This window comes from Micromonospora sp. CA-248260, assembly GCF_050942205.1.
Classification (GTDB): domain Bacteria; phylum Actinomycetota; class Actinomycetes; order Mycobacteriales; family Micromonosporaceae; genus Micromonospora; species Micromonospora antibiotica.
The window spans coordinates 6,723,272-6,743,048 of record NZ_CP192021.1; the positions used below are offsets into that span (position 1 = coordinate 6,723,272).

General features: G+C 74.2%; 16 protein-coding genes. 10 read left to right on the top strand and 6 right to left on the bottom strand.

Translation table 11 applies throughout. The annotated features are described in order from the left end of the window. The first annotated feature begins 124 nt into the window (after positions 1-124). From ACQP2H_RS29285 to ACQP2H_RS29325, 9 genes are all read left to right on the top strand, one after another. Entirely contained in the window at positions 125-802 is a 678-nt protein-coding gene (locus ACQP2H_RS29285) for a Crp/Fnr family transcriptional regulator (protein ID WP_067306583.1), read from the top strand. Positions 803-969: 167 nt separating this feature from the next. Beyond that, complete coding sequence (locus tag ACQP2H_RS29290; protein ID WP_357536504.1) at positions 970-1,713, top strand: metallophosphoesterase family protein; 744 nt, start codon at positions 970-972, stop codon at positions 1,711-1,713. A gap of 104 nt (positions 1,714-1,817) precedes the next feature. Continuing rightward, positions 1,818-2,456: a TetR/AcrR family transcriptional regulator gene (locus ACQP2H_RS29295; RefSeq protein WP_208567720.1), complete on the top strand. Its 639-nt coding sequence runs from the start codon at positions 1,818-1,820 to the stop codon at positions 2,454-2,456. Between the two features lie 34 nt (positions 2,457-2,490). Then, positions 2,491-2,697, top strand: coding sequence for a hypothetical protein (locus ACQP2H_RS29300; protein WP_357536506.1), 207 nt, complete (start codon positions 2,491-2,493; stop codon positions 2,695-2,697). Next, entirely contained in the window at positions 2,694-4,400 is a 1,707-nt protein-coding gene (locus tag ACQP2H_RS29305) for an acyclic terpene utilization AtuA family protein (protein WP_433229619.1), read from the top strand. The genes ACQP2H_RS29300 and ACQP2H_RS29305 overlap by 4 nt, the downstream gene beginning before the upstream one ends. Beyond that, positions 4,397-5,593, top strand: coding sequence for an acyl-CoA dehydrogenase family protein (locus ACQP2H_RS29310; RefSeq protein ID WP_219465102.1), 1,197 nt, complete (start codon positions 4,397-4,399; stop codon positions 5,591-5,593). Before ACQP2H_RS29305 ends, ACQP2H_RS29310 begins: the two co-directional genes overlap by 4 nt. A gap of 118 nt (positions 5,594-5,711) precedes the next feature. Then, the gene (locus tag ACQP2H_RS29315) at positions 5,712-7,313 is read left to right on the top strand and encodes an acyl-CoA carboxylase subunit beta (protein ID WP_433229622.1); all 1,602 of its coding nucleotides are present in this window, start codon (positions 5,712-5,714) and stop codon (positions 7,311-7,313) included. A 73-nt stretch (positions 7,314-7,386) separates the two neighbouring features. Then, positions 7,387-9,402, top strand: coding sequence for a biotin carboxylase N-terminal domain-containing protein (locus ACQP2H_RS29320; RefSeq protein WP_433229624.1), 2,016 nt, complete (start codon positions 7,387-7,389; stop codon positions 9,400-9,402). Continuing rightward, positions 9,399-10,562 carry an acyl-CoA dehydrogenase family protein gene (locus tag ACQP2H_RS29325; RefSeq protein WP_219465106.1) on the top strand — a complete coding sequence of 388 codons (1,164 nt, stop codon included), beginning with the start codon at positions 9,399-9,401 and terminating at the stop codon, positions 10,560-10,562. The genes ACQP2H_RS29320 and ACQP2H_RS29325 overlap by 4 nt, the downstream gene beginning before the upstream one ends. A gap of 18 nt (positions 10,563-10,580) precedes the next feature. On the opposite strand, the gene ACQP2H_RS29330 is transcribed toward ACQP2H_RS29325, so the two are convergent. Both ACQP2H_RS29330 and ACQP2H_RS29335 read right to left on the bottom strand, forming a co-directional pair. Continuing rightward, positions 10,581-11,621: a hypothetical protein gene (locus tag ACQP2H_RS29330; protein ID WP_208567713.1), complete on the bottom strand. Its 1,041-nt coding sequence runs from the start codon at positions 11,619-11,621 to the stop codon at positions 10,581-10,583. Continuing rightward, a complete protein-coding gene (locus tag ACQP2H_RS29335; RefSeq protein WP_208567712.1) occupies positions 11,618-12,559 on the bottom strand; it encodes a transporter substrate-binding domain-containing protein in 942 nt (313 codons plus the stop codon). The genes ACQP2H_RS29330 and ACQP2H_RS29335 overlap by 4 nt, the downstream gene beginning before the upstream one ends. A gap of 233 nt (positions 12,560-12,792) precedes the next feature. On the opposite strand from ACQP2H_RS29335, the gene ACQP2H_RS29340 reads away from it, so the two are divergent. Then, entirely contained in the window at positions 12,793-13,119 is a 327-nt protein-coding gene (locus ACQP2H_RS29340; protein ID WP_208567711.1) for a hypothetical protein, read from the top strand. Here ACQP2H_RS29340 and ACQP2H_RS29345 read toward each other — a convergent pair. The 4 genes from ACQP2H_RS29345 to ACQP2H_RS29360 all read right to left on the bottom strand — a co-directional run bounded on the left by ACQP2H_RS29345 (position 13,106) and on the right by ACQP2H_RS29360 (position 19,738). Continuing rightward, positions 13,106-14,665: a serine/threonine-protein kinase gene (locus ACQP2H_RS29345; protein ID WP_357536518.1), complete on the bottom strand. Its 1,560-nt coding sequence runs from the start codon at positions 14,663-14,665 to the stop codon at positions 13,106-13,108. The two genes, ACQP2H_RS29340 and ACQP2H_RS29345, sit on opposite strands and share 14 nt — an antisense overlap. A gap of 30 nt (positions 14,666-14,695) precedes the next feature. Next, complete coding sequence (locus tag ACQP2H_RS29350) at positions 14,696-15,214, bottom strand: hypothetical protein (protein WP_219465108.1); 519 nt, start codon at positions 15,212-15,214, stop codon at positions 14,696-14,698. Positions 15,215-15,368: 154 nt separating this feature from the next. Continuing rightward, the gene (locus tag ACQP2H_RS29355) at positions 15,369-18,941 is read right to left on the bottom strand and encodes an adenylate/guanylate cyclase domain-containing protein (protein ID WP_433229629.1); all 3,573 of its coding nucleotides are present in this window, start codon (positions 18,939-18,941) and stop codon (positions 15,369-15,371) included. Further along, complete coding sequence (locus tag ACQP2H_RS29360; RefSeq protein ID WP_433229632.1) at positions 18,938-19,738, bottom strand: MBL fold metallo-hydrolase; 801 nt, start codon at positions 19,736-19,738, stop codon at positions 18,938-18,940. The genes ACQP2H_RS29355 and ACQP2H_RS29360 overlap by 4 nt, the downstream gene beginning before the upstream one ends. Between the last annotated feature and the right edge of the window lie 39 nt (positions 19,739-19,777).

Sequence of the window (19,777 nt, forward strand, 5' to 3'; positions counted from 1 at the left end):
CGATCAAGTTTCCCGGGGTGCAGCTCTGATTCGTCCTCACGTGCGCCTAGACTTGGCGGCGCGCGAGGGATCAGCGGACGGCGGACCCGGCCGAGGGACGGCAACGCGCAACCGGAGGTGCGCGATGGACGAGGTACTGGCCCGCAGCGGGATCTTCCAGGGTGTCGACCCGGAGGCTGCCGAGGCGCTCGCCAAGGAGATGGAGACGATCGACGTCCGCAAGGGCGAGATCGTGTTCAACGAGGGCGAGCCCGGCGACAGTCTCTACATCCTCCTGTCAGGCAAGATCAAGGTCGGGCGTCGGGCAGCGGACGGCCGGCAGAACCTGATCGCGGTGATGGGCCCGTCGGACATGGTCGGCGAGCTGTCGCTCTTCGACCCGGGTCCGCGTACGGCCACCGCCACGGCGGTCACCGACACCCGGCTGGTCCGGCTGCGCAAGCAGGCGCTGCGGCCCTGGCTGAACAACCGGCCCGAGATCGCCGAGCAGCTGCTGCGGGTGCTGGCCCGTAGGCTGCGCCGGACGAACGACTCGCTGGCCGACCTGATCTTCACCGACGTGCCGGGCCGGGTCGCCAAGAACCTGCTCCAGATGGCCGGCCGGTTCGGCACCCGCGACGGCGGCGTGCTGCGGGTGACCCACGACCTGACCCAGGAGGAGATCGCCCAGCTCGTCGGCGCCTCCCGCGAGACGGTCAACAAGGCGCTCGCCGACTTCGCCTCGCGGGGCTGGCTGCGACTCGACGGCAAGAGCATCATCATCCTCGACCCGGAGCGTCTCGCCCGCCGCGCCCGGGTCTGACCGGCACCGCCTCACCGTCCGAGCCAGGACCGCCCTCGCCGGCGGCCCTGGCTCGTCGGCATTCCGGCGCCGGTTCCGCCCGCCCCGGTCGACCGGTCGGTGATGACCCGCTCTGCCCGGCGCAGAATCCCTCGACAACCCGCTCCGCCGGGCGAGACCCTGGACCGGTGCTGGAACGCGTAGCGGTGCTCTCCGACGTCCACGGCGCGTTGCCCGCGCTGGAGGCGGTGCTGGCCGAGCCGGAGGTGGCCGCCGCTGACCTGATCGTGGTCACCGGTGACGTGGCGGCCGGCCCACAGCCGGTCGAGGTGTTGGACCTGCTGACCGGGCTGGGTGCCCGGGTCCGCTGGGTACGCGGCAACGCCGACCGGGAGCTGGTGCAGGCCCGCGCCGGCCGACCGTCGGAGCACGACGTCTCGAACTGGGCGGCGGAACAGCTCCGGGCCGACCAGGTGGTTCTGCTAGCCGCGCTGCCGCTGACGCTCACCCTCCCGGTCGCCGGCCTCGGTCCGGTGCTCTTCTGCCACGCCACGCCCCGCGACGACGAGGAGGTGGTGCTCGTCGACTCCCGGCCGGCCCGCTGGGCCGAGGTGTTCGCCGGATTGCCCCCGGAGGTGCGCACCGTGGTCTGCGGGCACACCCACATGCCGTTCACCCGGCTGGTCGACCGCCGCCTGGTGATCAATCCGGGCAGCGTGGGCATGCCGTACGGCGGGCCGGGGGCGTACTGGGCACTGCTCGGTCCGGGGGTGCAGCTGCGCCGTACGGGATTCGACGTCGACGCGGCCTGTGCCCGGGTCGCCGCCGGGTCGGGCTATCCGGACGCCGCCGCCTGGGCGGACGAGTACCTGCGCTCCCGGCACAGCGACCTCGACGCGCTCACCGCCTTCGCCCCGCGCGACGGCCGCTGACCGGCGACCGGCACCGGAACGGACCGACGGCACCGGCCGGGGTCACCACGGAGCCTAAAAAAGTCAGGCTTGACTGTTTGTTTCGGCGACGGCACGCTGTTCCCGTGTCCACCCCGTCGACCCGCGTCCCCCAGCAGGAACGCAGCCGCGCCACCCAGGCCCGGCTGCTGGAGGCGACGGTCGACTGCCTGGTGCGGTACGGCTGGTCGGGCACCACCACGACCGTGGTCGCCGCCCACGCCGGTGTGTCCCGGGGCGCCCAACTGCACCACTACCCCACCAAGGCGGCCCTGGTCACCGCCGCCGTCGCCCACCTCGCCGAGCGCCGCGCCGAGGAGTTGCGCGTCGAGGCCGAGGCGCTGCCGGTCGGGCCGCAGCGGCTCGACCGGGTGATCGACCTGCTCGGCGTCGCGTTCACCGGGCCGCTCTTCGTCGCCGCGCTGGAGCTGTGGGTGGCCGCCCGCACCGACCCGGAGCTGCGCGGCGCGCTGGTGCCGTTGGAGGCGCGGGTGGGTCGGGAGATGCACCGGCTCACCGTCGCGCTGCTCGACGTGGACGAGCGCCGCCCCGGCGTCCGCGAGGCCGTACAGGCCACCCTCGACCTGCTGCGCGGGCTCGGCGTGGCCAACCTGCTCAACGACGACTCGGCCCGGCGCACCGCCCTGCTGCACACCTGGAAACACCAGCTCGCCACCCTGCTCGCCCCCGGAGCAGCAGCACCGGGCCACGACGACCCGGCCTGACCCTCACTCACCGGCCCACCCGACCGGAGGCACCATGGTCGACCCGACCGCACTGCTCGTCGACCTGACCGACGGGTCCGACCAGCTCGTCGCCGCGCCGCCCCCACCGGACGTGCTGCCCGACCGCAGCGGCCGTACCGTGCTCGCCGCCGCGTGGCTGGACGTGGCGCAGGTCCGCGCCGGCCCGCCGGGGGCAGGCCGCGCACCCCGCGCGGGCGCAGCCGGGACGGTCCTGCGGTGACCGGGGTGCTGCGGGTCGGCAACGCCTCCGGCTTCTACGGCGACCGGTCCACCGCCTGGCGGGAGATGCTCGACGGCGGTGAGCTGGACGTGCTGACCGGCGACTACCTGGCCGAGCTGACCATGCTGATCCTCGGCCGGGACCGGCTGCGCGACCCCGGCCTCGGTTATGCGAAGACCTTCCTGCGCCAGCTCGAAGGTTGCCTCGGCACCGCCCTCGACCGGGGGGTGCGGATCGTCACCAACGCGGGTGGGCTGAACCCGGCCGGGCTGGCCGCCGCGATCGGCGTGCTCGCCGACCGGCTCGGCCTCGCCGTCCGGGTCGCCCACGTCGAGGGCGACGCCCTGGCCCTGCCGGACGCGCTCACCGCCAACGCCTACCTCGGCGCGTTCGGCATCGCCGCCTGCCTCGACGCCGGGGCGGACGTGGTGGTCACCGGGCGGGTCACCGACGCGTCGCTGGCGGTCGGGCCGGCCATCGCCCGGTTCGGCTGGGGACGCGACGACCTGGACGCGCTGGCCGGGGCGACCGTCGCCGGGCACCTGATCGAGTGCGGGGCACAGGTCACCGGCGGCAACTTCAGCTTCTTCACCGAGCTGCCCGACGGCGGGCACCGGCCCGGCTTCCCGATCGCCGAGATCCACCCGGACGGCTCGTCGGTGCTCACCAAGCACCCCGGCACCGGCGGCGCGGTCACCGTCGAGACGGTCACCGCCCAACTGTTGTACGAGGTGGGCGGCCCCGACTACCTCGGCCCGGACGTGGTGACCCGGCTGGACACGGTACGGCTGCACCCGGACGGGCCGGACCGGGTCCGGGTGGACGGGGTCCGGGGCACCCCACCGCCGGCCACCCTCAAGGTGGGCGTCAACAACCTGGGCGGCTTCCGCAACGCGATGACGTTCGTGCTCTGCGGGCTGGACATCCCGGCCAAGGCGGCCCTGGTCCGGGGGCAGGTCGAGGCGGCGGTCGGCCCGGACGGGCTGGAGTTCACGCTGGCCCGTACCGACCATGTCGACGCGGTCGACACCGAGACGGCGAGCGCGCTGCTGCACGTACACCTGCGTGACGGTGACCGGGCTCGGGCCGGGCGGGCGTTCTCGGCGGCGGCGGTGGAGCTTGCCCTGGCCTCCTATCCCGGTTGCACGTTGACCACCCTGCCCGGCGACGCCACCCCGTACGGGGTCTTCACCGCCGACGCCGTGCCGCAGGCCGACGTGCCGCACGTGGCCGTCCTGCCCGACGGCACCCGCCTGCCGGTCCCGCCGCCACGGACGGTGGCACCGGCCGTGGCCGGGCCGACGCCCGGCACGGCGGGCCCGACCCCGGTGGCCGGGCCGACCCGGCGGGGTCCGTTGGGTGAGCTGGTCGGGGCGCGGTCGGGTGACAAGGGTGGCGACGCCAACCTCGGCGTCTGGGCGCGTACCGACGCGACCTGGGCGTGGCTGCGCGGGTGGCTGACCGTCGACCGGCTGGCCGAGCTGCTGCCGGAGACGGCCGCGTCGACCGTCGAGCGGTACGAGCTGCCGAACCTGCGGGCGGTCAACTTCGTGATCCGGGGCCTGCTCGGGCCGGGGGTGGCCGCCTCCACCCGGTTCGACCCGCAGGCCAAGGCGCTCGGCGAACTGCTCCGCTCCCGCATCGTCGACCTGCCCGCCGCCCTCACCCCCGGACGGCCCGCAGCCGGGGAGGCCGACCGGTGACCATCGTGGACACCCCGGAGCGGCGGCAGTTACGGGAGCTGACCCGGGCCTTCGTGACCCGGGAGGTGCTGCCGCACCTGGCCGACTGGGAACGGGCCGGTGAGGTCCCGCGCGCGCTGCACGCCACCGCCGCGAAGCTCGGCCTGCTCGGCGTCGGCTTCCCCGAGTCGGTCGGCGGCAGCGGCGGCGACCTGCTCGACTCGATCGTGGTCACCGAGGAGATCATCCGCTCCGGCGGCTCGTCCGGGCTGGTCGCGGCCCTGTTCACGCACGGTGTCGCGCTGCCGCACATCGTCGCGGCGGCCGGCGGGCGGACCGGCGGCACGCTCGGTGGCCGGCTCGCCGCCCGCCCGTCCGCCGCCGACGACCCGCTGGTCACCAGGTACGTCCGGCCGACGCTGGCGGGTGAGCTGATCGGCGCGCTGGCGATCACCGAACCGGAGGGCGGCTCCGACGTCGCCTCGATCCGCACCACCGCGCGCCGCGACGGCGACCACTACCTGGTGAACGGGACGAAGACGTACGTGACCAGCGGGGTACGCGCCGACTTCGTCACCACTGCGGTCTGCGGCGACTTTCCCGGCAGCGGGTCGCTGCACCTACTGGTGATCGACAAGGGCACCCCCGGGTTCACCGTCGGCCGGAAGCTGGACAAGCTCGGCTGGCACTGCTCGGACACCGCCGAGTTGTCCTTCGTGGACGTCCGGGTGCCGGTGGGCAACCGGATCGGCGAGGAGGACACCGGCTTCCTGGCGATCATGCAGGGCTTCGCCGCCGAGCGGCTCTCCCTGGCCACCCAGGCGTACGCGACGGCGCAGCGCTGCGTGGAGCTTTCGACCCGCTGGTGTCGGGACCGGTCCACGTTCGGTCGTCCGCTGGCCAGCCGGCAACTGGTCCGGCACCGGCTGGCCGAGATGCACACCCGCGCCGAGGCGGCCCGCGCGTACGTGCACCAGGTGGCCGCCCGGGTGGCGGCCGGCGAGCCGGTGGTGACCGAGGTGGCGATGGCGAAGAACGTCGCGGTGGCCGCCTGCGACCAGGTGGTCGACGCCGCGCTGCAACTGCACGGCGGCTTCGGCTACCTGCGCGACGCCGAGGTCGAGCGGCACTACCGGGACGCCCGCATCCTCGGCATCGGCGGCGGCACCACCGAGATCATGAACGAGATCATCGCGAAGGGCCTGGGCCTGTGAGCGCGAGGAGTGAGCCGGGTTTGCGAGCCCCGCAGTCGCGAACGAAAGACGGACCTGTGAGCGCGAGGAGTGAGCCGGGTTTGCGAGCCCCGCAGTCGCGAACGAACGGGGGAAATCTGTGAGCACACTGGAGAGTGCGGTCGATCCGGCCGCGCCGGCCTTCGTGGCCAACCGGGACGCGCTGCGGGACCGGCTCGCCGAGTTGGACGCCGCGCTCGACCAGGCGCGGGCCGGCGGTGGCGAGAAGTACGTGGCCCGGCACCACCAGCGCGGGAAACTGCTGCCCCGGGAGCGGATCGAGTTGCTGCTGGACCGGGACAGCCCGTTCCTGGAGTTGTCGCCGGTCGCCGGGTACGGCAGCGACTTCCCGGTCGGGGCGAGCGTGGTCACCGGCATCGGCGTGGTCGAGGGCGTCGAGTGTCTGATCGTCGCCAACGATCCGACGGTACGCGGCGGCGCGGTGAACCCGTGGTCGCTGGCGAAGACCCGGCGGGCCGGCGAGATCGCCCTGGCGAACCGGCTGCCGATGGTCAACCTGGTGGAGAGCGCCGGGGCGGACCTGCCCACCCAGGCGGAGATCTTCATTCCGGGCGGTCGGGTGTTCCGCGACCTGACCCGGCTCTCCGCCGCCGGGATCCCCACGGTCAGCGTGGTCTTCGGCAACGCCACCGCCGGTGGCGCGTACGTGCCGGGGATGTCCGACCACGTGATCATGATCCGGGACCGGTCGCAGGTCTACCTGGCCGGGCCGCCGCTGGTGAAGATGGCCACCGGCGAGGTCACCGACGACGAGTCGCTCGGTGGCGCGGCGATGCACGCCGGCACGTCGGGCCTCGCCGACCAGCTCGCCGAGGACGAACGGGACGGCATCCGGCTGGCCCGGCGGTGCGTACGCCGGTTCAACTGGCGCAAGCAGGGTCCGCCGCCGCGCGACCCGGCACCCCGACCGCCGAGGTACGACCCGGAGGAGCTGCTGGGCATCGTCAGCGCCGACCTGAAGGTGCCGTTCGACCCGCGTGAGGTGCTGGCCCGGGTCCTCGACGGCAGCGAGTTCGACGAGTTCAAGCCGGCGTACGGCACCGCGCTGGTCACCGGCTGGGGTGAGCTGCACGGCTACCCGGTGGGGGTGCTGGCGAACGCGCGGGGGGTGCTGTTCAGCGCGGAGGCGCAGAAGGCGGCCCAGTTCATCCAGCTCGCCAACGCCGCCGACACCCCGCTGCTGTTCCTCCAGAACACCACCGGCTACATGGTCGGCACCGAGTACGAGCAGCGCGGCATCATCAAGCACGGCGCGCTGATGATCAACGCGGTGGCGAACTCGACGGTGCCGCACCTGACGGTCAACCTGGGCGCCTCGTACGGGGCCGGCAACTACGGCATGTGCGGCCGGGCGTACGAGCCGAGGTTCCTGTTCACCTGGCCGAACGCGAAGTCGGCGGTGATGGGTCCGGCGCAGTTGGCCGGGGTGCTGTCGATCGTCGCCCGGCAGGCCGCCGCCGCCCGGGGCCGGGACTACGACGAGGACTCCGACGCGGCGATGCGGATGATGGTCGAGCAGCAGATCGAGTCGCAGTCGGGGGCGCTGTTCCTGTCCGGTCGGCTCTACGACGACGGGGTGATCGACCCCCGGGACACCCGTACCGTCCTCGGGCTCTGCCTGTCGACGATCCACAACGCACCGGTGAAGGGCGCCGACGGCTTCGGCGTCTTCCGGATGTAGGGGGGCGCGTGAGCGCGAGGAACGCAGCGCAGCGGAGTCCCGCAGTCGCGAACACCAGCGAGAGGGCGTGATCATGGTTGTTCGGAAGCTGCTGGTGGCCAACCGGGGGGAGATCGCCCGCCGGGTCTTCGCCACCTGCCGGGCGCTGGGCGTGGCGACGGTCGCCGTGCACTCCGACGCGGACGCCGACGCGCCGTACGTGGCCGAGGCCGACGAGGCGGTCCGGCTGCCGGGGAACACGCCCGTCGAGACGTACCTGCGGATCGAGCTGGTCCTGGACGCGGCCCGGCGTACCGGCGCGGACGCGGTCCACCCGGGTTACGGGTTCCTTGCCGAGCACGCCGGGTTCGCGGCGGCCGTGGTCGACGCGGGCCTGACCTGGGTCGGTCCGCCGGCCGGGGCGATCGCGGCGATGGGCGACAAACTGGCGGCGAAGGAGCTGCTCGCCGACGCGGGCGTGCCGATGCTGCCTTCCTGGACCGAGGGCGACGAGGTCACCGACTTCCCGGTGCTGGTCAAGGCGTCCGCCGGGGGCGGCGGCCGGGGGATGCGCATCGTCCGCGACCCGGCCGACCTGCCGACGGCCGTCGACTCGGCACGCCGCGAGGCCGCCGCCGCGTTCGGCGACGGCACGGTCTTCGTCGAGCGGTACGTCGAGCGCGGCCGGCACGTCGAGGTGCAGATCTTCGGCGACACCCACGGTACGGTCGTGGCCCTCGGTGAGCGGGACTGCTCGATCCAGCGGCGGCACCAGAAGATCGTCGAGGAGGCCCCGGCGGTGCTGCCCGACGGGGTGCGGGAGCGGCTGCACGCGGCGGCGGTCGCCGCCGGGCGGGCTGTCGACTACGTCGGGGCGGGGACGGTGGAGTTCCTGCTCGCCCCGACGGGTGAGTTCTTCTTCCTGGAGATGAACACCCGGCTCCAGGTGGAGCACCCGGTCACCGAGGCGGTCACCGGGCTGGACCTGGTCCGGCTGCAACTGCTGGTCGCCGAGGGTGGCGCGTTGCCGGTGCCGGCGACCCCGCCGGCCGACGGCCACGCCATCGAGGTACGGCTGTGCGCGGAGGACCCGACGCAGGGGTTCCGGCCGGCGACCGGCACGCTGCACCGGTTCGCGGTGCCCGGGGTGGTCGGCGAGTTCACCCCGACCCGGGGCCTGCGGCTCGACTCGGGGGTGGACACCGGTTCGACGGTGGGCGTGCACTACGACTCGATGCTCGCCAAGCTGGTCGCCTGGGCGCCGACCCGGGGCGAGGCGGCCCGGGCGCTGGCCGGGGCGCTGGCCCGCGCCGAGTTGCACGGGGTGGTCACCAACCGGGACCTGCTGGTCCGGGTGCTGCGCAGCGCGGAGTTCGGGTCGGCGCAGGTGGACACCGGGTTCCTGGACGCGCACCCGGAGGTATTCGCGCCGCTGCTGCCGGCCGACGGGCTCCCGCTCGCCGCGCTGGCTGCCGCGCTGGCCGGGGCCGCCGCGCGCCGGGCCGTCGCCCCGGTGCTCGCCGGCCTCCCGTCGGGTTGGCGCAACGTGCCGGCCGTCCCCCAGGTCGTCCGGTACGCCACGGCGACCGGGGACGAGATCGAGGTGCGCTACCGCCTGGACCGGTCCGGCGCGCTCGCCGACTGGTCCACCGACCCGGCCGTCGCCGGCCCCGGCCCGACGACGGCCGACGCACCGGACGCCCCGCCGGTGGTGGAGCTGGTGACGGCGGCACCGGACCGGGTGCTGCTCGACGTGGCCGGGGTACGGCGGGCGTTGCGCGTACACCGGGCGGGGTCGGTGGTCTTCGTGGACGGCCCGGACGGGGCGGCGGAGCTGACCGAGCTGCCCCGCTTCCCACTGCCCCGCGCCGCGTTGGCGGTCGGGTCGCTGCTCGCGCCGCTGCCCGGCACGGTGACCCGGGTGCACGTGGCGGCCGGTCAGCGGGTCGCCGCCGGTGACCTGCTGCTGACCCTGGAGGCGATGAAGCTGGAACATCCCGTGCTCGCCCCGACCGACGGCGTGGTCGCCGACCTGCCGGTGCCCGCCGGTGGGCAGGTCGAGACGGGTGCGGTGCTGGCCGTGGTCAACCCTGAGGAGGCACCCCGATGAACTTCGACCTCACCCCTGAGCAGGATCAGCTCCGCGACGCCGTCCGCGCGCTGGGCCGCCGGTACGGCCACTCCTACTTCGTCGAGAAGGCGAAATCCGGCGGGCACACCACCGAGTTGTGGGAGGAGGCCGGCCGGCTCGGCTACCTGGGTGTCAACGTCCCCACCGAGTACGGCGGCGGCGGTGGCGGCCTCACCGAGCTGGCCATCGTCTGCGAGGAGTTGGCCGCCGCCGGTTGCCCGCTGCTGCTGCTGGTGGTGTCGCCGGCCATCGCCGCCACGGTGGTCCACCGGCACGGCACCGATGAGCAGCGCAAGCGTTTCCTGCCCGGGTTCGCCGACGGCTCGCTGAAGGTGGTCTTCGCGATCACCGAGCCGGATGCCGGGTCGAACTTCCACCGGCTCGGCACGGTGGCCCGCCGCGACGGCGACGACTGGCTGCTCTCCGGCCGCAAGTGCTACATCTCCGGCGTGGACGAGGCGCAGTACGTGCTGGTGGTGGCGCGTACCGAGGATGCGGCGACCGGAAAGCTCAAGCCCGCGCTGTTCCTGGTGCCGACCGACGCGGCGGGGTTGACCCGGTCCAAGCTGGACATGGAGATCGTCTCCCCGGAGAACCAGTTCCTGCTCTTTCTGGACGACGTCCGGCTGCCCGCCGACGCGCTGGTCGGCGGGTCGTTGGACGCCGGCCTGCCGGCGCTGTTCGCCGGGCTGAACCCGGAGCGGATCACGGTCGCCGCGATGGGTGTCGGCACCGGCCGGTACGCCATCGAGCGGGCCACCGACTACACCGCCACCCGCAAGGTCTGGGGTGGGCGGAGCATCGGCGCGCACCAGGGGGTGGCGCATCCGTTGGCGCACGCGGCGGTGCAGGTGGAACTCGCCCGACTGATGATCCACAAGGCGGCCACCCTGTACGACGCGGGCCGCGACCTGGAGGCCGGCGTCTGCGGCAACATGGCCAAGTACGCGGCCGGGGAGGCCGCCGCGCTGGCCGTGGACACCGCCGTGCAGGCCCTCGGTGGGGCCGGTATGACCACCGAGTACGGCGTGGCGACGCTGCTCGGCGCGGTGCGGGCCGGCCGGATCGCCCCGGTCAGCCGGGAGATGATCCTCAACTTCGTCGCCCAGCACGTGCTGGGTCAGGAGAAGTCCTACTGATCCTGCGGGTCGACGGCGTCAGCGCGGGGTGCGGCAGGCGGCGTCGGTGCGGTGCACCGGTCGGACCCGCCGGCCCAACCCCTCCAGCAGCGAGTCCTCCACGTGGTAGTCGCGGATCCGCAGCCGGTGCCGGGGCAGCTCCTCCTCGCTGGGGCAGAGCACCTGGGCGCGGACGTCGTCCACCGGCACGTACCGGACGCCGCCGCGTTCCTGGAGCAGCACCATGTTGACGTCGTCCACGGTGACCACGTGCCCCCGGACGTCCTCGGTGACGCCGGGGCTCGACTCCACGGTGGTCACGGTGAGCGGCAGCACCGGTGTGGTGATCACCGGTAGCGCCGCCCAGACCAGCATGGCCAGTACCGCCGCCTCGGTGACGGAGGCGAGCGGCCGGATCACCGCCCCGGGCAGTGGGCCGGTCACCGCGAGCGCGAGCAGCGGCGGGGCGACGAACAGCACCAGGGCGAGCAGTTCCCGTTGCTGCCAGGCGTCGAGCAGGGTGGGGGCGAGCAGCCAGCCGTAGCCGGCGAGGAGCGTCACCACGATCAGCGTCCGGGGCACGGGGTGCTCGTGCAGTCGCGCCGGGGTGAGCTGGAACGCTGCGACGAACGCCGGCAGCAGCAGCGGCAGGTAGAGCAGTTGCCAGGTGACCAGGGCCAGCAGGAAACTGGACAGCACGAACCAGGCCGGGGTTAGGTCCGCCCAGCGGACGAAGAGCGGGCGGCGGACGGTGGGCGGCATCCGTTCGACGCTGACCCGCAGCACCGCGCCGAGGGCGAAGACCGCGACCAGGCTGGTGGAGAGCAGCCGGGCGGCGGTGGTCAGGAAGCCGGCCAGCAGGTTGACCGGCCCGACGTTCGCCACCAGCAACAACGTGGTCTGGAGTTCGCCGCCCGCCTCGACGCCGAGGCGCAGCACGGAGAAGATGGCGGGGACGCCCACCACCGCCGTCCAGAACGACTGGCTGGCCCGTGTCCGCCGCTCCACCGCCGGGTCCCAGCCGTCGCGTACCGGGACGGTGGTGGCGCCCAGATCCTGCGGTACGGCCGGGGCGGTCACCGCGTCGGCGCCTTGTCGTCGAAGTCGACCAGCGCCGGCACGTTGAGCGGTTGGGGCTGTGCCTTCTCCGCTTTCAGATACGGTGCGAGGGACCTGGTGTAGGCGGTGATCCACGGACTGCTGATCCCGTTGCGACCCTGGAGGTAGCTCTTCTGCAGGGCGAAGGCGACCAGGTCGCGCAGGGCGGGGTCGCCGATCGGCACCCCGATGCCGAGCAGTTCGCTGGTGCCGAAGGGCATGTCGACGATCTCGAACTCGGTCGGATAGAGGGAGAGGAAGCCGGCGAGGATCGTCTCGTCGGAGCTGACCGCGTCGTAACGACCTTCCCGGATGCCCTTGACGCAGTCGCCGACCTCCTTGACCACGAGCACCTTGACGTCGTGTTTGGCCAGCTCGGCCTCGGTGGTGGAGCCACCACTGGTGCAGACCTTGTAGGCCGGTTCACGGAGGTCCTCGATGGTGCGGATCTTGTCCCTGAGCCGGGTCGGCACCATCACCTCCTGGGTGGTGACGAAGTACGGCCCGGCGAAGCTGACCAGCTTCTCCCGCTCCTCGGTGATGGAGAAGCTGGAGACCACCAGGTCGACCACGCCACCCTGGAGGGCGGGGATGCGATCCTCGGTGGTCACCGAGACCCACTCGATGCGCTGGTCGCCCTCGTAGCCGAGGTAGGAGGCGACGTAGCGGGCGATCTCCACGTCGAAGCCGGAGTGCTTGCCGTTGCGCAGCTCGCCCATCAGCGGCTCGGTGGTGGCCACCCCGATCTTGATCTTCGCCTGACCGTCGATGTGCGACTCGCGCAGCTTGTCGCGGACCGAGGGCAGCGAGGGTTCGCGGCGGTTCTCGCAGCCGGCGGCGGCGGCCAGGGTGAGGGTCAGGGCCACCGCCAGGGTGGTGGTGACCGAACGGACCCGGTGGCGGGCGGACGTGTCGTTCATCGGCGCACCTCGCTGACGGACAGCCTGGGGGACACCGAGGGTAGCCGTTCCGGTCCATCTCGGTCGCGCCGCACCGGTGGCGGGTCGTCCGCCGCGACACCCGCCCGACCGGAAGGCGGGAGCAGGGCGGAGGGCGGGGACCGTCTTCCGGCGTTTCGTCACTCTAGGCAGAACGGTCAACCACACCGAGCCGTATGGTTTGACAGCGCGCCCGTTCAGGCCATGCTTGTCAGGTGAGCCGATTCCTGAAGCCGGACGCGCGGACCGTGGCGGTGGTCGCGGGGCTGGCGACCGGCGCGGTGCTGGTGGCGTTGGTGTTCCGGCATCCCGCCGGCATCCTGACGGTGGGGCTGGCCCTGCTCGGGGTCCTCTTCGCGACGGTGACCGGCACCGCGCTGGCCGCGTTGCGCGAACGCGACCACGAGGAGACACCGGCCGTGCCGCCCTCGCCGGGGCACCTGGAACCGGGATCGTTCCTCGACGCGGACACCCTCGACGCGTTGGACAGCGCGGCGGTGCTGAGCCGGCTGCACCGGATGCGCGAGGTCAGCGACCAGTGAGGGTGGGGGCGACCAGGGCGTCGACCCCCCGGCCGGCGAGGCAGCGGTAGGTCCGGTCGAGATCCGTCTCGCCGGGCGGCAGCACCTCCAGCCGCCAGCCGTTGGCGTAGTCGATCCCACTGGTCAGCCGGAACGTGCGGGCGTTGCACACCGACCGGACTGTCGGGTCGGCGCTGATCGTGGCGTGTCCGGCCCCGGCCAGCGCGGCCGGCAACTGGCCCTCCACGTACGTTTCCCAGGTGTGCCGCCCCTCGCAGGAGACCTGCGGCGCCTCCGCCCGGTCGCCGCGTAGCCGTACCGGGCCGAAGCACTCCAGCACGGGGGCGCACCGGGCACCGGGCGGCAGGGTCGCGGCCGTGCCGTCGGCCGCGCAGCCGGGCAGGGTGCCCCAGCGGGCGGCCGGGCTGGACGAGCCCACGGTCGACGGGGCGGCGGTCGGCCCGGCCACCGGTGGCGCACCGCCGGCGACCCACGCCCCGGCGCTCGCCGAGGCGGCCAGGGCGAGCACCCCGGCCCCGCCGAAGAACCAGCGTCGCCGCCGCCGCTCGCCGTGCGGAACGGTCGGATGGTCGTCCTGGGCCGGCGGGCGGGGGGCGGGCTGGCCGGTGATCCGCCCCGGTTGACCGGTGGTCCACCCGAGGGTGTACGGCCCGGTGCCGCCGGACCCGCCGGTGGAGGGCCCGCCGGAGACCGGCGCACCGCTGACCGGGGCGGGGGCCGGGTCGACGGGCAGCGCGGTGAGCAGGTCGCGCAGTTCGAGCGCGGAGGGGCGGGCGTCGGGGTCGTTGGACATCCCGGCGCGGAGCACGTCGACCAGTTCGGTGGGCACCCCGGGCAGGTCGGGGATCGGGTGGTGGAACAACTCCAGCACGGTGACCAGGCTCGGGTTGCGCTCGGACTGCCAGCGTGGGGGCCGGCCGGTCATCACCGCGTAGAGGGTGGCGCAGAGGGCGTACACGTCGACGGCAGGTGACGGCGGGCTGTGGTTGAACATCTCCGGCGGCGCGTAGGCCGGGGTGAGCACCTCCAGGGTGACCGAGGCGTCCCGCGCCTCGGCCAGCACGGCCAGCCCGAAGTCGGCCAGCACCGCCGAGTTGAAGTGCGAGTGCAGGATGTTGGCCGGCTTGACGTCGCGGTGCAGCACCCCGGCCGCGTGCGAGTGGGCCAACGCGTCGGCGATCTTGATGCCGAGGTCACGGGTCTCGGACGCGTCGAGCGGCGAGGTCCGCATCCGTTCGGCGTACGACCCGTCGCACAGCTCCATGATCAGGTAGGGGTGCTGGTCGACGGTCACCCCGACGTCGAAGAGGTCCACCACGTGCGGATGGGAGGACATCCGGCCGGCGGCCCGCGCCTCGCGCAGGAACCGGGCCTGGTCTCGTTCGTTGTCCAGGGTGCGGTTCTCCACCTTGACGGCGACCTCCCGACCGACGGAGATCTGGGTGGCCCGGTAGACGGTGGCGTAGCCGCCCCGGGCAAAGACCTGCAAGTCGGTCAGACCGGGCACATTGGGCAGCCGGGAGGCGCCGGGCGGGGTCTCGGTCACGGCTCGAAAATACCCGTTCCGCCGGGGCGCTCAGCGGTCCGTACCGGCGGCAGCGGCCGGGCCGGCGGCGACCGACCCGCTCGACGCACCCCCGGAGACCCCACTGACCTGGGACACTGTCGAGATGGGAGCGTTTCCGCCCGCACCAGCGGATCGACGGGCGTCCCAGCGCAGGCCGAGCGCCGTCGCCACCGCACCCACCCCCTCCCACAGCGCCACCCCGATGAACCGGTCCGGAGCCACGTCGGCCAGCACGGTCAGCGTGAAGACGGTGAAGGTGACCAGCCGGAAGACCACCGTGAACCGGTAGAACGCCCGCCACTCGGTCGCCACCGCCAGCAGGTAGTAGACGCCCATGTTGAACGACGCCATCGAGGACGCGGTGAGGAACGTGCCCGTGTAGTCGCCGGCCGCCCGGGTCTGCGGCACCTCGAAGCCGAGCATCCGCAACTGCGCCTCCGGCCACACCAGCCCGAACGCGCCGAGCAGCACCGCCAGCACACCGAAGACCGCGATCGTCCAACCGGCGCCCGAACGCGGCAACCTCATCTAGATCCCCCACCTGACGGCGCGACCGGCACCGAGGGGCGGTCGCGTGAAGTGACACGCTAACCGTCCCCGCCGATACGCGCACATCCCCGTAACCGACAGACCTACCGTTTCGACGCCGGACCCCGCCGCCGACGGCGCGACGCGGGGCCGGTCAGACCCCGCCGGCCAGCCGGGCCGCCAGGGCGTCGGCGCTGGCCCGCTCGCTGCGCTGCTCGGTCGCGTACGCCAGCCGGACCGCCTCCTGCGCGCTGGCCGCCGCCTCCACCGGGTGCCCGCAGGCCGCCAACGCCTCGGCCAGCACCCCCGCGCCGATCACCTGACTGCGGACGTCCTCCGCCGGGGCGGCGACCGCCCGCCGGGCCCAGTCCAACGCCTGCTCCGACTGACCGTGGGCGAGCAGCGCGGAAGCGTACCGGGCCAGGGTCTGCCGGCGGGAGAAGAGCAGCGTCGGTGTCTTCGCGGCGGTCGTCGCCACCGGGGCGAGCAGCCCGACCGCGGTGGCCGGGTCCCCGGCGGCGAGCCGGGCGGTGGCGAGCAGCACCCGGGGCGCGGCCTGCGCCGGGGCCTGCGGGTTGTGCGGTTCGACGGCGGTCAGCACCGCACGGGCGTCCCGCTCGGCGGTCTCGCAGTCGCCCATGTCCAACGCCACGAACCCGCGCAGCGTGCCGGCCATCCCGGTCAGCAGTGGATGCGACGTCCGACCGGCGTACGCCAGGGCGTCGGTGAACAGGTCGGCGGCGTGCTCCGGCTCGCCCAGCCCCCGCGCCACCACCCCCCGGACGACCAGCGCGAACCCGCGCCCCCAGTCGTCGGATACCGCCGCGAAGTCCCGGTACGCCCGGCGGGCCGACCGGTCCGCCTCGGCAACCTCGCCCAACTCGGCCGCAGCGAACGCCTCGACCGCGCGCAACGTGCCCACCGCCCACGCCTCACCGACGCGTTCCCCGAACGGCAGGAAGATCCCGGCCAGCCGGCAGGCTTCCCCCAACCGGCCGGCCAGCAGCCGGGCGAAGGCGGTGGTGCCGCGCAGCCAGGCCCGCCCGTACGGGTCCTTCAACTCGGCGAAGAGCCGGGCGGCCCGACCGAGCACCGCGTCGGTGCCGGCGAAGTCCCCCCGGGTGGTGGTGACCCAGGCCAGGTTCTGCAACGCCCAGGCCTGCCCCCGCAGGTCCTTCGCGGCGAGGCTGATCTGGTAGGACGCGGCGAGCCGGCTGCTCGCCTGACCGAGTCGACCGGCGACGAAGTCGGCCATCCCGAGCCGGCGCATGGCCGAGGCCCGCAGGTTGGTCACCTCCCCGGCGGTGGCCACCTGCAACGCCTCCTCCCAGCAGGCCACCGCGCGCCCATGGTCGCCCTGCGTCTGGTGGGCCTGGCCGGCGAGCAGCAGGGCGCTGGCCCGGGTGCCGGCGTCGTCACCGGCGTTGGCGGCGATCTTCTCGGCGAAGGCCAGCGCGTCGCCGACCCGACCGACCTGGAGCAGCGCCCGGGCGTGCGCGACCCGGTCGGCCGGGGGCACCCCCTCGCGGGCCAGGTCGGTGGCGCGTTCGGCGTGTTCGACGGCCAGTGCCGGCTCACCGGCCTGCAACGCCCGGCGGGCGGCCCGGCCCAGCGCGGCCACCCCCAGCCCGGCGACCGTCCGGGCCGGCGAGTCGGGGCGGAGCTTGACCGCGTCGGCGAGGGCGGCGGCCCGCTCGACCTGCTCGGCCACGAAGTCGTCCCGGGCGGCGTCGGTGAACCCGCCGGGTGCGGCGACCGACGCCGCCGGGTCACCGGTGGCCCAGCGGGCCAGTGCGGCGTGCCGTTCGGCCAGCTCCGCCTTGCTCACCCCGGCGTAGGCGGCCTCGCGCATCAGCGGGGTGGCGAACGCGAAACCGGTCCGGGTGCGGTGCAGCATCCGGCGTTGCAGCAACTCCTCGACGGCCCGTTCCAGCTCGACGGCGGCCACCGCGGCGGGCCGGCCGTCCCGCCCGGCCCGCTGCTCGCGCAGCGCCTCCAACGCGCCGGTGGGCACCGCGTCACCGACCACGGCGGCGTCGCGCAGCGCCGAACGGGCCTCCGGCGGGAGGGCGTCGATGCGGGCGGCGAGCACGGCGGCGAGGTCCCGGGAGAGCAGCCGGCTGCCCAGCGAGCCGGGCACCAACCGCCAGCCGCCGTCCGGGCCTGCGGTCAGCGCTCCCCGCTCCCGCAGCAGGGTGACCAGTTCGGCCAAGTAGAAGGCGTTGCCCTGGGCGGTGGCGAGCAACCGGTCGGCGTCGGACTGGGGCAGCCTGCCGCCGTTGAGATAGCTGGTGAGCAGGCGGGAGGCGTCCGCGCCGCGCAGCGGCGGCAACGGTTGCACCTCGGCGTCGGCGATCCAGGTCAACGTCCCGGCGGTCCGGACCAGCTCCGGTCGACCCAGCAGCATCACCAGCACCGGGCCGGTGAGCCGGGACAGGGTCGCGCCGAGGGCGGCGATCGTCTCGCCGGTGGCGTCGTGCAGGTCGTCGACCACGATCACCAGCGGCGCCTCGGCGGCCAGCGCGCTGAGCAGCCCGGCCACCGCGACCGGCACCGCCTCGGCGTCGGCGGCCGGCGGGGTCGCCCCCCAGCCGCCCTGGTCACCCGCGTTGCCGGGCAGTTCGGCGTAACCCAGCAGCGCCAGCAGCTGGTCAGCGGCGATCGGCGGTACCTCGGTACGCAGCCGGCCGAGCCGTTGACCGAGCCGGCGCAGCCGCTCCTCGACGGCCGGCCGGGTGAGCGCGGTGGAGGTGTCGCTGGGCAGGCCGACGGCGGCCCGGACCAGGTCGGCCAGCGGGGCCAGCCGACGCCGCTCACCGAAGGCGGCGCAGCGGACCGAGAGCACCCGGGCCCCGCTGTGCGCGGCGTACCGGCCGGCGCCGACGTCGTAGCCGGCGGCGAGGCGTTCCACCTCGGCGGCGAACCGGGACTTGCCGATCCCCGCCTCGGCGGTCATCAGCAGCACCCGGGGTTCGCCCCGGTCGATCACCTCGGCGAGCCGGCCGGCGACCCGGCCGATCTCGGTCTCCCGCCCGACGAAGGGGGCCTCGTCGCCGAGCCCCGACCGGGTGCCCGGGGCGTCCAGCAGACCCAGCAGCTCGTACGCCTCGACCGGCTCGCGCTTGCCCTTGAGCCGCAGCGGGCGCAGCACCCGCCAGGAGGCGACGTGCCGGGTGGCCGAGGAGGTCCGGGCACCGGCGTAGATCGCGCCGACGGCGGCGGCGTCGGCGAGCCGGGCGGCGGTGTTCACCGTGTCCCCGATGACCGTGTACTCGATGGCGGCCTGGATGCCGGCGATCACGTCGCCGGTGTTCAGCCCGACCCGCAGGCCGAGCGGTGCGCCGCCGCCGCGTTCGTCGTCGAGGACCCGGCGCACGGCCCGCTGCATCGACAGGGCGGCCCGGACGGCCCGCTCGGCGTCGTCCTCGTGGGCCACCGGGGCACCGAAGACCGCCATGATCCCGTCGCCGGTGAGTTTGTCGACGTGCCCACCGAACGTCTTCACCGCGCCGGCGAGCGCGGCCAGCACCCGGTCGGTGACGGCACCGACACGTTCCGGGTCGAGGTCCTCCGACCACGAGGTGAACTCGGACAGGTCACCGAAGAGCACGGTGACCACCCGGCGCTCGGCGGTCGGCAGGCCGGCGGCGGCCGGCAGCGCCGCCCCGCAGTTGTGGCAGAACCGCGCGCCCGGCACGGCGAGCGTGCCGCACACCGGGCAGGTCACGGCTGCTCCACTCCCAGGTACTCCAGTTGGGCGCGGACGGACCACTCGGCGGCCCACCACAGCGACCGGTCCACGTCCGCGTAGACGGTCGCCACCACCTCGGGTGCGGTGCGCGCGCCCGCGTCGACGGCGGCCCGCACCTGGTCGAGGCGGGCCTGGCGGTGGGCCAGGTAGAAGGCGGCCGCCGCACCGCAGTCGGCCAGCGCCGGGCCGTGCCCGGGCAGCGCCGGGATCCCCTGGTACGCCGAGAGCCGCTCCAGGCTGGTCAGGTAGTCGCCGAGGTGGCCGTCGGGGTGGGCGACGACGGTGGTGCCCCGGCCGAGGATGGTGTCCCCGGTCAGCACCACCTGCTCGGTGCCGTACGACACCCGGAAGCAGACCGAGTCGGCGGTGTGCCCGGGGGTGTCGACCAGGTCGATGTCCAGCCCGGTCCCGCCGAGCTGCGTACCCGCCCCGGTCAGTGGCGGGCCGCCGATGGTGTGCGCGGGGTCGACGGCGAGCACGGGTGCCCCGCCGAGCAGTTCACTCAGCCGGGGGGCGCCCTCGGTGTGGTCGGGGTGCCCGTGGGTGATCAGCACGAACCCGATCGGTCCCGACGCCGCCACGGCGGCCAGGTGCGCCTCGTCGGCCGGGCCGGGGTCGACGACGACCGCGTGCGGCGCACCCGGGGCGCGTAGCACCCAGGTGTTGGTGCCCTCCAGGGTCATCGGCCCAGGGTTGGGGGCGCGCAGCAACGTCACCCAGTCCGGCAGCCGGTCGGCCAGCGCGGCCGGTGGTGCCGTCACATGCCCGGTCATGGCTGCGATCGTACGACCCCGCGCGCCACTCCCCACGAT

Excerpts from the sequence above, each read along its gene's own strand:
- ACQP2H_RS29350 (WP_219465108.1), bottom strand. The coding sequence starts at position 15,214 with ATGAGGTTGCCGCGTTCGGGCGCCGGTTGGACGATCGCGGTCTTCGGT.
- ACQP2H_RS29320 (WP_433229624.1), top strand. The coding sequence starts at position 7,387 with ATGGTTGTTCGGAAGCTGCTGGTGGCCAACCGGGGGGAGATCGCCCGC.
- ACQP2H_RS29335 (WP_208567712.1), bottom strand. The coding sequence starts at position 12,559 with ATGAACGACACGTCCGCCCGCCACCGGGTCCGTTCGGTCACCACCACC.
- ACQP2H_RS29360 (WP_433229632.1), bottom strand. The coding sequence starts at position 19,738 with ATGACCGGGCATGTGACGGCACCACCGGCCGCGCTGGCCGACCGGCTG.
- ACQP2H_RS29325 (WP_219465106.1), top strand. The coding sequence starts at position 9,399 with ATGAACTTCGACCTCACCCCTGAGCAGGATCAGCTCCGCGACGCCGTC.
- ACQP2H_RS29300 (WP_357536506.1), top strand. The coding sequence starts at position 2,491 with ATGGTCGACCCGACCGCACTGCTCGTCGACCTGACCGACGGGTCCGAC.
- ACQP2H_RS29285 (WP_067306583.1), top strand. The coding sequence starts at position 125 with ATGGACGAGGTACTGGCCCGCAGCGGGATCTTCCAGGGTGTCGACCCG.